Below are 14,508 nucleotides of genomic sequence, written 5' to 3' on the forward strand. Positions count from 1 at the left end.
TAATCCGGCGCACGGAAGGCGGGTCATATCAACTTTAAGAATTTAGTCGGCGAACGTGGCGAGATTTGGGCGACTTTGCCACTATGCTGCTGGGATTGAACGGCAAACTGCCGCATTTAACGGGGTGGTGAGGGTTTTGTTTCTGTTGTGTTGACAATTAGCGCCGCGAAAATTTCCGAGGCGACTCAGTAAGGGGTTGTTGTCGCCCGTTCATGAAGTGATGAATTTTTCATCATAAAAGATTGCAGCTTTGCGCCAGTGGTGCGACAAAACGCCATAACGTTCGTCATTCACCGGTACGGAGGGATTAATGACCAGCACCAAGGAACCGAGCTTTCGCGAAAGTGTGGATCTTATGTTCAACAGGGCGGCATCCCTGATGGATCTGCCGCCCGGTCTTGAGCAGAAAATCCGGGTCTGCAATGCCACCTACACGGTTCGTTTCGGGGTGCGTCTGCGCGGTGAGATTCACACCTTCACCGGCTACCGTTCCGTACATTCCGAGCATATGGAACCGGTCAAGGGCGGTATCCGTTATGCCTTGGCAGTGAACCAGGACGAGGTTGAGGCGCTTGCGGCTCTGATGACCTACAAATGCGCCTTGGTTGAGACGCCGTTTGGCGGCTCGAAAGGCGGGCTGTGTATTGATCCGCGCAAATACGAAGAACATGAGATGGAGCAGATCACCCGGCGCTTCGCCTATGAGCTGGCCAAACGCGATCTGATCAACCCATCACAAAACGTTCCGGCCCCTGACATGGGTACGGGTGAGCGTGAGATGGCCTGGATGGCTGATCAATACGCACGGATGAACACCACCGACATCAACGCACGCGCTTGTGTGACGGGCAAACCGTTGAACGCAGGCGGCATCGCGGGTCGGGTCGAGGCAACGGGGCGCGGTATCCAATATGCGCTGCGCGAGTTCTTCCGTCACCCTGAGGACATCGCCAAGGCCGGTTTGTCCGGCAAGTTGGACGGCAAGCGAGTCGTTGTGCAGGGATTGGGTAACGTGGGCTACCACGCGGCCAAGTTCCTTGCTGAGGAAGATGGATCGCGCATTATAGGGATCATCGAATGGGACGGTGCGCTTTATAACCCGGACGGTATCGACGTTGAGGCGGTGCGCAACTGGATCGTCAAACATGGTGGCGTAAAGGATTTCCCGGATGCGACTCATTCAACCGATGGTGCCTCGGTGCTTGAGGCCGATTGCGACATCCTGATCCCGGCGGCTCTGGAAGGCGTCATCAATCTGGACAATGCAGACAGGATCAAGGCTCCGCTGATCATTGAGGCCGCGAATGGTCCGGTGACCGCGGGTGCAGATGAAATTCTGCGCAAGAAGGGCACCGTCATCATTCCTGACATGTATGCCAATGCGGGCGGTGTGACGGTCTCGTATTTCGAATGGGTGAAGAACCTCAGCCACATTCGATTTGGTCGCATGCAGCGCCGTCAAGAAGAGGCACGGCATGAGCTGATCGTCAGCGAGCTTGAACGGTTGGATCGCTATTTGGGCGATGCCTGGTCAATGTCGCCTGACTTCAAGGCCAAATACCTCAAGGGTGCGGATGAGCTGGAGCTGGTTCGCTCAGGCCTCGATGACACGATGCGGATTGCCTACCAGTCCATGCGAGACGTCTGGCACAGCCGCGACGATGTCGAGGATCTGCGCACAGCCGCCTACATCGTTGCGATCGATCGCGTGGCTAAAAGTTACCGGGCCAAAGGCCTTTGACATCCGGCGCGCGGGGTGGCTTTTCTGCCCCGTGCGCAAACTGAATTCTGCTCGTCGATTGCGAAAACGGCGCTGGCAGGTAAGCTGCGGCCAGACAAACGAATCCGGGAGACCTCAATGTTGCGTATCGCCATCGCTGCAGCCTTGCTTGCAACGCCTCTGGCCGCCGCCGAAACCAAGGAACAAAGCTGCCAGTATCAGGCCGATGTGGTGGCCGCGATCCAGAAAGCGCGTCTGGACAAGGTGAAAGAGCGCGATGTTGTGCAGGCGGTGGCTGAAACCAGCCCCACATGGCCCGAGAACTATAACGCAGCGATCCCGTTGATCACGCCCTGGGTCTATGAGCAAAAGATGCGCGACGTGCGCAAAAAGGATCTTGGTGCGGCATGGCTCGAGCTATGTTTGCAGCAATAATCCACGACTCAGCAATTTCCCTGTGGACAACCGCGCGTCATCCCCTTGGCGCGCGTTTTCATTTCTGGCAGGTTTGAGCCATGTCATTGCCCCCCGGATTTCTCGATGAGCTGCGCACCCGGCTGAGCCTGTCTCAGGTTGTTGGGCGTAAAGTCATGTGGGATCAGCGAAAATCCAATCAGGGCAAGGGGGACATGTGGGCGCCGTGCCCGTTTCACCATGAAAAAACGGCTTCTTTTCATGTAGATGACCAAAAGGGATTCTACTACTGCTTTGGCTGTCACGCCAAAGGTGACGCGATCACCTTCGTGAAAGAGACCGAGAACGTCTCGTTCATTGAAGCCGTTGAAATTCTGGCGCGCGAAGCTGGCATGCCGATGCCTGCGCGCGACCCGAAAGCACAGGAAAAACAGGACCGTCGATCGCAACTGGCCGAGGTTATGGAGCAGGCGGTTCAGTTCTTTCGCCTGCAACTCAAGACCGGGGCGGGCAGTGCGGCGCGTGACTATCTTGCCCGTCGGGGTTTGGACGCCAAGGCGTTGGAGCGATGGGAGATCGGTTTTGCCCCGGACGGCTGGCAGGCGCTGTGGGACCATCTGACCGGCAAGAACGTAGCCGAAGATCTGATCCTCGGGGCGGGTCTGGCTAAGCCGTCGAACAAGGGCAAGAAACCATATGACACGTTCCGCAACCGGATCATGTTCCCGATCCGTGATCCGCGCGGTCGGTGTATTGCATTCGGCGGTCGGGCGATGGACCCGAATGATAATGCCAAGTATCTGAACTCACCCGAGACCGAGTTGTTCGACAAGGGCCGCAGCCTTTATAACCACGGGCCTGCGCGGCAGGCGACCGGGAAGGGGCAGCCGCTGATCGTGGCCGAGGGTTACATGGACGTCATCGCGCTGGCCGAGGCCGGGTTCGGCGCGTCGGTCGCCCCTTTGGGCACGGCGATAACCGAAAATCAGTTACAGCTGCTCTGGCGGATTTCGAACGAGCCGATCATCGCGCTGGACGGCGACACCGCGGGCCTGCGCGCGGCGATGCGGGCCGTTGATCTGGCCTTGCCGCTACTTGAGGCCGGAAAGTCCCTGCGCTTTGCGCTGATGCCCGAAGGAAAAGACCCGGATGATCTGCTACGGGCCGACGGTGCAGGGGCGGTTCAGGCCGTGCTGGACGGGGCCATCCCGATGGTGAAGCTGCTGTGGCAGCGCGAGACTGAGGGCAAGGTCTTTGACAGCCCCGAACGCAAAGCCGCACTCGACAAGGTTCTGCGGGACAAGATCAAGCTGATCCGTGACCCCTCGATCCGGTCCCACTACGGGCAAGAGATCAAAGATCTGCGCTGGCAATTGTTTCGGCCGCAGAGACAGTCACAAAACCGTGCGTGGCAACCAAAAGGGAAGTGGCAGCCGCAGAAACAGCCTGCGACCGCGGGCGCGCGGGCCTCGTTCCTGGCGTCCTCGGACAATGCGGACATCCATCTGCGCGAAGCCGCGATTCTGGCCATTGCGATTCTGAACCCTCAGGTCGTGGTGCAATTTGAGGCGCAGCTGGAAGAGATGGATTGTCACGACCCTGATCATGCGGCCTTGCGTCATGCCATTCTGCGCCATGCGATTGATGATCCTGAAAACCTTCGGGACCACATCGTTGAAACTTTGGGGGCCGAACCCCTTGAAAACCTGCTGAGCCTTCGCCATGTCGCAGTCATCCCCTGTGTGTTCAAACCAGGCGACGTTGAAAAGGCCGAGATGACACTGGCCGAGGAACTCGCGAAAATCAAAGCGCTCCGGGGTTTGGATGCTGAGATTGCCGAAGCCGCAGAGGAACTGTCTGATCTGGCCGATGAGGCGTTGACATATCGGCTGGCGCAAGCCGCCGAAGAGCGTAACCGCACAAGCCGCAGTCAGAATGAGGACAGGGCCGTTTTCGACATTGCCGACAATGGCGCGCGAATCAATCGCGACGAAAAGGATGCGTTCAAGGCAATCATGTCCGGGATCAATTTCGAACGGAAACGTCGCTGAAGTGATGTTTTCGTAAAGCACTGGAAAAGAAAAACAGGTAAACGGGTGGCCGAATCAGTTTCACGCGCTAATGATTCGGATCAAACGAATCACCCATCCCTGCAGGAGCATTGAATGGCCGCCAAAGACACGTCAGAAGATCGCAAGTCAGACGAGCAGGAACAGGAAATCTCGCTGGACATGAGCCAGGCCCAGGTCAAGAAGATGATCGCCGAGGCCCGCGAGAAAGGTTACATCACTTACGACCAGCTCAATCAGGTTCTGCCGCCTGATCAGGTCAGCTCGGAACAGATCGAAGACGTTATGTCGATGCTGTCCGAAATGGGCATCAACATCATCGAAGATGAAGAGGCCGAGGAAGAAGAAAACAAAGGCTCCACCGAACTGACCACCACGGACAACAACCGTGAGGTGGCTCTGGCCGGTGCCGCAACCGAAAAGCTGGACCGTACCGACGACCCCGTACGCATGTATCTGCGTGAGATGGGTTCGGTCGAACTGCTGAGCCGCGAGGGCGAGATCGCCATCGCCAAGCGGATCGAAGCGGGCCGGAACACTATGATTGCGGGTCTGTGCGAAAGCCCTCTGACCTTCCAGGCGATCACCATCTGGCATGACGAACTTCTGTCTGAAGACATTCTTCTGCGCGACGTCATTGATCTGGAAACCACCTTTGGCAACCAGATGGACGAAGATGGTGACGTGCAAGAGCCGGTCGTCGATACCTCGGCCGTGCAATCGGCCAAACCCGCCAAAGACACCGGCCCCGAGTTGGATGCCGATGGCAACCCGCTGAGCAATGACGATGATGATGACGAGGACGATCAGGCCAACATGTCGCTGGCCGCGATGGAAGCCGCCCTCAAGGATCAGGTTCTAACCACGCTTGAACGGATCTCGACCGATTTCTCGATGCTGTCCGAGATGCAGGACAGCCGGATTTCGGCCACTTTGAACGAAGATGGCTCGTTCAGTGAAAAAGACGAAGAGACCTATCAGAAGCTGCGCGCTGAGATTGTTGAACTGGTGAACGGTCTTCACCTGCACAACAACCGGATTGAGGCGCTGATCGACCAGCTCTATGGCATCAACCGCCGCGTCATGTCTCTGGACAGCTCGATGGTGAAACTGGCCGACCAAGCCCGGATCAACCGTCGGGAGTTCATTGACGCCTATCGCGGGCGTGAACTGGACCCGAACTGGCTGACCGATATGGCTGAAAAGCCAGGCCGGGGCTGGCAGATGTTCATTGAACGCTCGACCGACAAGGTTGAGGAACTGCGCAGTGATATGGCTCAGGTCGGTCAATATGTCGGTCTGGATATCAGCGAATTCCGTCGCATCGTGCAACAGGTTCAGAAGGGCGAGAAAGAAGCCCGTCAGGCCAAAAAGGAAATGGTCGAAGCCAACTTGCGTCTGGTAATCTCGATCGCCAAAAAGTACACGAACCGTGGCCTTCAATTCCTTGATCTTATTCAAGAAGGAAACATCGGTCTGATGAAGGCGGTGGACAAGTTCGAATACCGCCGCGGCTATAAGTTCTCGACCTATGCGACATGGTGGATCCGTCAGGCGATCACACGCTCGATCGCGGATCAGGCGCGGACGATCCGTATTCCGGTCCACATGATCGAAACGATCAACAAGCTTGTCCGGACCGGTCGTCAGATGCTGCACGAAATCGGTCGTGAACCGACGCCGGAAGAACTGGCCGAAAAACTGCAGATGCCGCTTGAGAAAGTGCGCAAGGTGATGAAGATCGCCAAGGAGCCGATCAGCCTTGAGACGCCAATCGGCGACGAGGAAGACAGCCAGCTGGGTGATTTCATTGAGGACAAGAATGCAGTGCTGCCGCTGGACAGCGCCATTCAGGAAAACCTCAAGGAAACTACGACCCGGGTTCTGGCCTCTCTTACCCCGCGTGAGGAGCGGGTTCTGCGGATGCGTTTCGGCATCGGCATGAACACCGACCACACTCTGGAAGAGGTTGGTCAGCAGTTCAGCGTGACCCGCGAACGTATCCGTCAGATCGAGGCGAAAGCCCTGCGGAAGCTGAAGCATCCAAGCAGATCGCGGAAACTGCGGTCCTTCCTGGATCAGTAAGATCAAAGGCGCCCCGAACAGAGGCGCCTTTTTTCGTTTCACCGTTCACATTGGCAGATTTGTCAAACACATTGGCGCGACTTCACATGTGTTGTGGCGTGTCCGTTTCTATATCCGTATGGTCCACTCATGGGGCGGGCCGGGGCGAGGCGGCTAAGCTGATGACCCCCGGCTTCCAAGCGTCAGTGGATGTTTGACCCGCGTTTTGAAGGCGCTCGGCGGTTGACCTGTCCAACGCTTGAACGCTGTGGAAAACGCGGATTGATCGGCGTATCCCAGAGAATAAGCGATCTCGGACAAGTTCATTCCATTTGTGATGAAGGTCTGGGCCAGATCGCAGCGCAAATCCTCGGTGATGTCGCGGTAGCTGGTGCCTTCGCTTTGCAACCGGCGGGCAAAGGTACGGGCGCTCATGCCGAGTTTTGCTGCGACTTCATCCGCGCCTAGGATTCTCCCAGGCAGTGAGCGGGTGATCAACCCTTCGACCTTGGCGCGGGTCAATTGCTTCGGCACGCGACGCTCGGCCAGAACGCGTTCCCCGTATTCTAGTAGATGGGCGCGCAGGCTGGGGTCGTAGGTCGGGACGGGCAGGTTCAGCGAGGACGGGGACAGGACGATCTCAAGGCTTTCAGACCCGAAGACAACCGGAAAACCCGCCAGTTGCTGGAAGGCATGGGTATGATCCCCAACCTCATGCTGAAAACGGATTTCAATAGGGTGGAAATCGGTTTGTGTCAGGTTGCGCATTCGGGCGACGGCGGCAAACATCAAGAACTCAGTTCGGCGGTGATAGCGAGCAAAGCTGGCGTCTTTCCAACGGGCCTCTAACGCGGCGAAATTCCCCGAAACCCGCAGGCTGAAGGCGATAGCAGGGTCGATCATGTCGTGAAAATGAGACGTGTTTTCAATCACCTGCTCCAGGTCTCGTGAGTATTTGCTGATGTAGGCCGTCAAGGTCGATGAGGACGTGACGCCAAGCCCGACACTTGCCGCAAAAGTGATATCGTTCAGAGCATCGCAGGCATAGCGGACAAACAGCGCTTCTTTGTGAGCGCAAAAAGAGGTCGCATCCTCCGGCAGATCCCGCGGGCCAAGTCCGCTACGATCCAGCACCTCCAAGGTGTTCCGTTTTTCCAATCGCGCGTCGAGCGCCTCGCGCAGAAAGTGAAGGCGGTCAATATCCACATTCATCGCAGCGAAGCCTTCCTTTCTCCGGACCGGGGCCGTTCCAGCATACTGCTTTTCTGTCAGAAATTCGAATGGATTTGGCAGCTGGCCACAAGCCTGGTCAATCTTTCCTGCCTATATCCTTTTCGTTGCCGGGTCAGTACCTTGTTGGGGATGAGGTCAGAGCCACCGCCGGTCCTACCAACCGGTCACCGGGTTCCCCGGCACACTTCTCCTTCTTGTCGCATTGTCCACCTGGTGGCCCTATGCCACGCTGTTTGTGCAAGCTTGGGTAGGTATCAGCGCCATGGCAGAGACTGACACAACCGATCTTTTCGACGGACTCAACCTGATCGTCTTTGACGGAGAATGCGTTCTGTGCTCAGGCTTTTTCCGGTTCATGCTGAAGCGCGACAAAACCCGCCGCTTTGAATTTGCAACAGCGCAGTCTCCGCTCGGTCAAAGGATGTACAAGGCGCTGAGTCTGCCCGTTACGGATTTTGAAACCAACCTCGTGATCGTAGATGGTAAGGTTTTTCAAAGGCTTGATGCCTTTGCGGCGGCTGTTCGCGCGCTGCCGGGAGTGTGGCCTTTTCTATCGCTGGTGCGGTTTCTGCCGAGCGGTGTGAAAGACCTGCTGTATTTCTCGATCGCTCGAAATCGGTATGCTCTGTTCGGTCGGTACGATACCTGTATGATGCCGGATGCTGCTCTCCTTGAGCGTTTTGCCGAGCAAGGGTTTGACGCGTGACGGATCCGTTTCTTCAGGCTTTGGCGGACCCAAGTGTTCTGCCCCAATCCGTGCGAGACCTGCATCACAGCCCGGGTGAATATGTCGGCGAATGCGATATCGAACGTGGTCGGGGCATTCTCGTTCAACTCGCGCTTAAATTGGGGCGGTTTCCACCTGCGGGCCGACATGTGCCCGTTCGGCTGGTGACCCAAAAAAAGGATGAAGACCACAATTGGCTGCGAGACTTTGGGGGGCACAAAACGACGTCAGAGCTGAGGTTTGACGCAAATACGGGCGATGTTCTTGAGCGTTTCGGGCCTCTTTCGGTCTGGCTAAGGCCGGTTGCGTCGAAACGAGGGCTGGTGGTTCATATCCATCGCCTGACGGTTTTCGGCGTGCCGCTCCCTCAGTTTTTGCTGCCGCAATCGTCAACGAGTGAATGGCAGGATGATTTGGGGCGCTTTCGATTTGACGTAGCGGCTTCGATGCCGGGATTGGGCCTGCTGATCCGCTACCACGGCTGGCTCACGCCGCTTCACGTTAAGGCGCAAGTTGGTTGAAATGATTGTGAGACCTGCTTTCCGCGGGCGCGATGACCTCTAAACTAAGGGGAGCAGCAAGTGAGGAAAGAGTATTATGAAACAGTTACAACATTGCGCCGCTTTAGCGGTGTTTGCCCTGAGTGTTCCGGTAACGGCGGAAGCGGCGCGTTTGGGTTTTCAAGCCAATGCAATCAATAGCACTGACTTCGAAGTCATTCCCCGCACAAGGGATGACACAGACGGGTATTGGTGCGAGGCGGCAGATTTCGCGCGCCGCAGTCTCGGGGCAGGTTGGCAGGACCCCATCTATGTGTTGCGCGGCTATGGACCTAGTGTAACAACTGGGCGTGTAACAGCGGTTCAGTTTTCGCTGAAACCGCCTCCGGCTGATGCTCCGGCACAAACCGGTGGCGTACAGGGCCCCTTCGTTGTCGGCTCCAGCATATCCGTGCAGGGCGCAAATGCGCGGTGTGGTCGCCGGCAGATTTTCTAACAACTAAAGCAAAGGCCAAAACGCAATGCAGACGGAATTCGCGCTCCAGACCATTGGACCCGGCTTGTACGAATTCACGTCCCAGATTGCAGAATGGCTTAGTTCCCTTGAACGGGATGGTGTCCTGACGTTGTTCGTCAGGCACACCTCCTGTTCTTTACTGGTGCAAGAGAACGCAGACCCCGAGGTGCAGACGGATTTGCATGCGTTTTTTGAGCGTCTTGTGCCTCCGTCTGATCATCCCTCGATGTCTTACCTGCGCCATACCTATGAAGGGCCGGATGACATGCCTGCCCATATCAAGGCGGCGATGATGCCGGTTTCCCTGTCCATTCCTGTCCGTCAGGGTCAGATGGTTTTGGGAACTTGGCAGGGGATTTACCTGTTTGAACACCGCCGCGTCCCGCATCGTCGGCTGGTCGTGGCACATCTGTCGTGACCCTTTATTTTGGGGTACAAAATTCCGACTACCCAAATCCTAGCGGCTGCCCTATAGTTGTGGATAAGTAAGCCAAAGTGCTTACAAAAGAGGCCAGCTAGGGACGAGGAGACGGCGGATGCGCTGCCCGTTTTGCGGAAATATCGACACTCAGGTGAAAGATTCACGCCCGGCAGAGGATCACGTTGCGATACGCCGACGTCGCTTTTGCCCGGCCTGCGGAGGGCGTTTTACGACCTATGAACGGGTCCAGCTGCGCGATCTGGTGGTGATCAAAACCAACGGAAAACGCGAAGATTTTGACCGCGACAAGCTGGAACGTTCGATCCGTATCTCGATGCAGAAACGCCCGGTTGATCCTGAACGGATTGATCAGATGATCTCGGGCATTGTGCGGCGTCTGGAAAGCATGGGCGACACCGATATTCCGTCCAACAGAATTGGTGAGATCGTCATGGAAGCTCTGGCGCGGATCGATACCGTCGCCTATGTTCGCTTTGCGAGTGTGTACAAGAATTTCCAGGCGGCCGATGATTTCGAGGAGTTTGTCCACGAACTGCGCCCGCCGCAGCCTTCGACGGACGAGTGAGCGAAACAGATAAGCGATTTATGGCGCTGGCTTTGTCTTTGGGTCGGCGCGGTCAAGGGGCGTGCTGGCCCAACCCGGCCGTTGGGTGCGTGATCGTGCGCGACGGCAGGATAGTTGGGCGAGGGTGGACTCAACCCGGCGGACGTCCCCACGCGGAGCCTGAGGCTTTGGCGCAAGCGGGTGCGCAGGCGAAAGGGGCCACGGCCTATGTTTCGCTGGAACCCTGCGCCCACTACGGCAAGACACCGCCCTGTGCCGAGGCGTTGATCTCGGCTGGTGTGGCCCGCGTTGTTGCAGCGATTGAAGATAGCGATCCTCGCGTTTCCGGGCAGGGCTTTGCCATGCTGCGCGAGGCCGGGATCGAGGTTGAAACTGGTGTGCTGGCGCAAGAGGCCGAGCGTGATCTGGCCGGGTTCTTTCTGAAAACCGAACAGGGCCGTCCGTTTGTGACATTGAAACTGGCCAATAGCTTTGACGGGCGGATTGCCACGTCCACCGGACATAGCCAGTGGATCACCGGACCAACCGCGCGACGCGAGGTGCACGCGATGCGCGCCCGTCACGATGCTGTCATGGTTGGCGCTGGCACGGCGCGCGCGGATGACCCCTCGCTTACGGTTCGAGATCTGGGGATCGAGCGTCAGCCCGTACGCGTTGTCGTCTCGCGTCATTTGGATTTACCCTTAATGGGTCAACTGGCGCGCACGGCCTCAAAAACGCCCGTCTGGCTCTGTCATGGCCCGCATCCCGACGCCGAGCGCGCCCGCACGTGGGAGGGGTTGGGCGCGCGGTTGTTGCCCTGTGCGTTGCACGACCATCAGGTTGATGCGCGCGACCTGCTGCAGCAGCTGGGCCAGGAAGGTCTGACAAGTGTCTTCTGCGAAGGCGGTTCGGCTTTGGCGGCGTCGTTGCTGGCGCAAGATCTGGTCGATGAGCTTGTGGGTTTCACTGCTGGTTTGACCATCGGCGCCGAGGGCCTTTCAGCGATTGGCGCACTAGGGTTGGAAAAACTGGACAGCGCCCCTCGGTTCGAGTTGATCGAGGCGCGCCCGGTCGGTGGTGACGTATTACACCGTTGGGCCCGAACGACGCACTAGCGTCGCCAGAGATGGGCGTGGGTTGAAAAAGCGCCCTGTAGCTTTGACAAGGCGCGGTTCAGCGCCCCGCGTTTGGGGGGCTCACCGTGGGCCAGCCGTTCAATGGCGACCTCGACAGGACAGGGCGCGCCGGTCACCGGGTCCAGATAGCGGGGATAGTCAATCAGGCTGGCATACACCAAACCCAGCAGGGATGGGCGTGCGCCGCGACGGGCCGGAACACTTCCAAGATCCGTGGTCAGGCCCCAACCGGCATAGAAGGGCGCGCCAAAACTGGTCACCGGAATGCCGCGCAATAGCGCCTCGAACCCCAGAAGCGAGGTCATGGTCCAGACCTCTTGCACCTCGGACAGCAAGGTTGACGGGTCGGTCTCAGTCGCGATCACATCCGCCAGCCCTTCAGAGTCGATCTGGCCCGAGCGCAGGCCAGCCTCGACATCCGGATGGGGTTTGTAGATCACAACGGCATCGGGATTAGCGGCCCGAACTTCGCGCAGAAGGTCCAGATTGGTGCGGATGGTGCTGGTGCCCAACAGGATAGACGCGTCATCCTCGACCTGCCCCGGCACCAGAATACGGTGACCTTTGGGTAGAGCTGGCGCAGCGCCGCCGGTGTTGTATTTGCTCAACCCCTCGGACACAAGGGCCGAGATCACCCGCTCGGCCCGGTATTCTTGATCCGGACGCAGGATCTCGCGCTTGGATATCCACTCTTCCAATCGGCTGGTTTGGGTCGGGTCATAGTAGATCCCCAGATCATCCGTGACCAGCGAAAGGGGCGGCACAAGATCGGCCCCCAATCCGCGTGATCGGAGAAAGCCGTCCTCGATACGGATGACACCCTCCGCCTCGCGGGATTGATTGGCCCAGACCATATGGGGGCGGTTGGATGGGGCTGGTGGCGACGGCAAAAACCGTATCTTCTGGTGCTGGCCAAACATGGCTTGCAGGTGCTTGCGCTTCCACATCCGCATTCCCGACGCTGTCCATCCCAAACGATCTTGCCGCCACGCACGGGTCTGTGCCTCAAGCGTATCCAGCACGACCTCTAGCTCACACAATTGGTCCCGATAGGGATCATACCAAACGGGGTAGAGCATCATGGCTGCAGCAAAGAGCTGCGCGCGCGTCAGATTGCGTTGTCTGCGTTGAACGGGGTTTTCATCCTGCGTCAAACCCCATCCGGCATAGAATGGCTGCCCGAAGACGCGGGGTTTGTGACCGGCGAGAATGGCCTCGAACCCCATTTGTGACGAGAGCGTATAGACACTGACCGCGCCGTCCAACAGCGGCCAAGGGCTGATGTTATCCGCAACGAAGGAAACGCGTTCCGAGAGGTTCTGTTCCGTGTAGTGCCCGGTGCGGTGACCAGCCAGTGTTTCGGGATGGGTCTTGATCAGAACCGGCATCCCGGGATTTTCTTCTTGTGCGATCACCAGCATCTCAAGAAACCGGGCACGGTCCCCTCGGCTGGCCGTGACCGAGGCATCGCCGACCGTCTGATCAATCACCAGCACGTAACCGGGGTCGGGGATCGGCGCGTCGGGGTCGAAGGCGGAATATTTGCTGAGGTTTAATTCCTTCAAGCGCTCAATCGCGCCACGCGCCCGGTTCAGAAGCACTGTGTCGTCCAGCGGATGTGTCGCCAGAAGCGTTTCCAGATCTGACGGTTGTGCCGGGTCAAAGTGCAGGCCCGAGCGATCCAGAAGCAGACCCAAAGGCGGCTCGCCCTCGCGGCCGGGCTTGAGGGATCGTAGAAAGGCATCCTCGACCCGCAGCAAAGGGGTACCCCGGTCCTGAGCGACGCGCCGCCCGCGATGGGCCGTGGGACTGTTGCCCCAGATGGCAACAGTGTCCTCGGGTCGGGGCAGACCCAGCCGGATGTCATATCCCGAAAGGGAGAGAATGCACCGGACGCGCCTGTTAGTCAGAAATCCGCCATTGTAGACAAATGCCCGGGACCGCGCCGCGCCAATTGCGGTGGGGTCTCCATGGGTCATGGTTTAGTTGCCGGTCAGGGTGGCTACGTTCGCGACCGGCGTCAGGCCCCCGGCGATCAGAGAAATCGACTTGGTCCACTGCGCGTACGGTGCCTCAGTCACGTAGATTGTGTCATCGTCGCGGATCACGAAATCACGCGCGATGAACAAGCCATTGGGCGCGGTCAGGTTCAGCAGATAGATCATTCGCTGATCGCCCTGCAGATCGGAACGGCGCATCACCTGACGCGCGATGTCCTGACGTTCCCGGCGCAGGATAAAAATACCAGTCGGATCGGATGAGATGGATACCAGGCCGCCAACCTGTGCCAGTGCCTCAAGCGCGGACAGGTCCTGACTGTCGAAGGCGACGCGCGATTGTCCTCCGGTTGCGCCGAGCGCAATATAGGAACGGCTGTCTCCCTCGACCAGAATGCGGTCACCGCCGCGCAGCGCGACATCCAGTTTGGGATTGCGGAACAGGTCATTGTACCAGACTGTCCCACGTTGGTCTCCACGGATCAGCGTGACCAGCGCAATATCGGACTCAACCGAAACCCCCCCGGCCTGCGACAGCATGCCGAGCAGGGTACGGGTGGGGCGTTCTATCGGGTAAATTCCCGGGGCGCCGATAGTACCGCTTAGCGAAACAGTAGAGCCGTCACCGGCCAAGCGTCGTACTTCGACCTGAGGGTCGGGGGTTTGTTCCTTCAACTCGTCCGTGATCAACCCGCGGAGCTCTTCCGGAGTGTTGCCAGCGGCGCGTAAACGACCTGCGTAGGGGACGAAAATGAAGCCCTCGCTGTCGACTTGAACCTCGTTCAACGCGGTCGAAGAACCTGCATCGCCCGCGAGCAGCCCATCATCGACGTTCTCCCAGATTGTTAGGCCCAAAACATCCCCTGGGCGCACGGTGTCTGCGGTTAGTGACGGGGCTGAGGTAAAGGCGGAAGAGAACCCAAACTGCGGCACGGATGACGTGGCCCGCGAAACGCGGTCATCGACTTCTACCACAAACGCATTGCCGCCGTTGTTGACGGAGCCTGCCAGAATCTCGTTCTTGTTTGGGCCCGCCTTGGGCAACTGGCATGCACTCAGCACGACGAGCGAGGTCACAAGGGCGACCCCCCGTACCCAACGGATTGGAAAGCGATGCACTGCCGATAACCTCAGTTCTACTT

General features: G+C 58.2%; 13 protein-coding genes. 10 read left to right on the forward strand and 3 right to left on the reverse strand.

Going from position 1 to position 14,508, the window contains the following annotated elements; genetic code table 11:
* Positions 1 to 310 precede the first annotated feature (310 nt).
* From ACR0KL_RS04420 to rpoD, 4 genes are all read left to right on the forward strand, one after another.
* The gene (locus tag ACR0KL_RS04420) at positions 311 to 1,741 is read left to right on the forward strand and encodes a Glu/Leu/Phe/Val family dehydrogenase (protein ID WP_170639016.1); all 1,431 of its coding nucleotides are present in this window, start codon (positions 311 to 313) and stop codon (positions 1,739 to 1,741) included.
* 117 nt (positions 1,742 to 1,858) lie between these two features.
* Entirely contained in the window at positions 1,859 to 2,155 is a 297-nt protein-coding gene (locus tag ACR0KL_RS04425; RefSeq protein ID WP_170470269.1) for a hypothetical protein, read from the forward strand.
* An 80-nt stretch (positions 2,156 to 2,235) separates the two neighbouring features.
* A complete protein-coding gene (gene dnaG, locus ACR0KL_RS04430; protein ID WP_170677506.1) occupies positions 2,236 to 4,185 on the forward strand; it encodes a DNA primase in 1,950 nt (649 codons plus the stop codon).
* A 114-nt stretch (positions 4,186 to 4,299) separates the two neighbouring features.
* Positions 4,300 to 6,288: an RNA polymerase sigma factor RpoD gene (gene rpoD / locus ACR0KL_RS04435; protein WP_170470263.1), complete on the forward strand. Its 1,989-nt coding sequence runs from the start codon at positions 4,300 to 4,302 to the stop codon at positions 6,286 to 6,288.
* A 153-nt stretch (positions 6,289 to 6,441) separates the two neighbouring features.
* Here the strand turns inward: rpoD and ACR0KL_RS04440 are convergent, their stop codons facing one another.
* Positions 6,442 to 7,479, reverse strand: a complete 1,038-nt coding sequence (locus ACR0KL_RS04440; protein WP_170677508.1) for an AraC family transcriptional regulator — start codon at positions 7,477 to 7,479, stop codon at positions 6,442 to 6,444.
* Positions 7,480 to 7,762: 283 nt separating this feature from the next.
* Between ACR0KL_RS04440 and ACR0KL_RS04445 the strand changes: the two genes are divergently transcribed.
* The 6 genes from ACR0KL_RS04445 (at position 7,763) to ribD (ending at position 11,348) form a co-directional block, all read left to right on the forward strand.
* Entirely contained in the window at positions 7,763 to 8,206 is a 444-nt protein-coding gene (locus ACR0KL_RS04445; protein ID WP_170677510.1) for a DCC1-like thiol-disulfide oxidoreductase family protein, read from the forward strand.
* Positions 8,203 to 8,748, forward strand: coding sequence for a DUF4166 domain-containing protein (locus ACR0KL_RS04450; protein WP_170677512.1), 546 nt, complete (start codon positions 8,203 to 8,205; stop codon positions 8,746 to 8,748). The genes ACR0KL_RS04445 and ACR0KL_RS04450 overlap by 4 nt, the downstream gene beginning before the upstream one ends.
* A 76-nt stretch (positions 8,749 to 8,824) precedes the next feature.
* Complete coding sequence (locus tag ACR0KL_RS04455; protein ID WP_170677514.1) at positions 8,825 to 9,223, forward strand: hypothetical protein; 399 nt, start codon at positions 8,825 to 8,827, stop codon at positions 9,221 to 9,223.
* A gap of 25 nt (positions 9,224 to 9,248) precedes the next feature.
* Positions 9,249 to 9,662 carry a secondary thiamine-phosphate synthase enzyme YjbQ gene (locus ACR0KL_RS04460; protein ID WP_170677516.1) on the forward strand — a complete coding sequence of 138 codons (414 nt, stop codon included), beginning with the start codon at positions 9,249 to 9,251 and terminating at the stop codon, positions 9,660 to 9,662.
* Between the two features lie 118 nt (positions 9,663 to 9,780).
* Positions 9,781 to 10,251, forward strand: coding sequence for a transcriptional regulator NrdR (gene nrdR / locus ACR0KL_RS04465; protein ID WP_170376254.1), 471 nt, complete (start codon positions 9,781 to 9,783; stop codon positions 10,249 to 10,251).
* A complete protein-coding gene (ribD, locus tag ACR0KL_RS04470; RefSeq protein ID WP_170677518.1) occupies positions 10,248 to 11,348 on the forward strand; it encodes a bifunctional diaminohydroxyphosphoribosylaminopyrimidine deaminase/5-amino-6-(5-phosphoribosylamino)uracil reductase RibD in 1,101 nt (366 codons plus the stop codon). Before nrdR ends, ribD begins: the two co-directional genes overlap by 4 nt.
* Here ribD and ACR0KL_RS04475 read toward each other — a convergent pair.
* Positions 11,345 to 13,348: a capsular polysaccharide biosynthesis protein gene (locus ACR0KL_RS04475; RefSeq protein WP_480776672.1), complete on the reverse strand. Its 2,004-nt coding sequence runs from the start codon at positions 13,346 to 13,348 to the stop codon at positions 11,345 to 11,347. The two genes, ribD and ACR0KL_RS04475, sit on opposite strands and share 4 nt — an antisense overlap.
* Before the next feature lie 3 nt (positions 13,349 to 13,351).
* Positions 13,352 to 14,485 (reverse strand): polysaccharide biosynthesis/export family protein, encoded by a 1,134-nt coding sequence (locus tag ACR0KL_RS04480; protein WP_170677522.1) that lies wholly within the window; start codon positions 14,483 to 14,485, stop codon positions 13,352 to 13,354.
* Positions 14,486 to 14,508: the final 23 nt, after the last annotated feature.

This window comes from Ruegeria sp. C8, assembly GCF_056537565.1.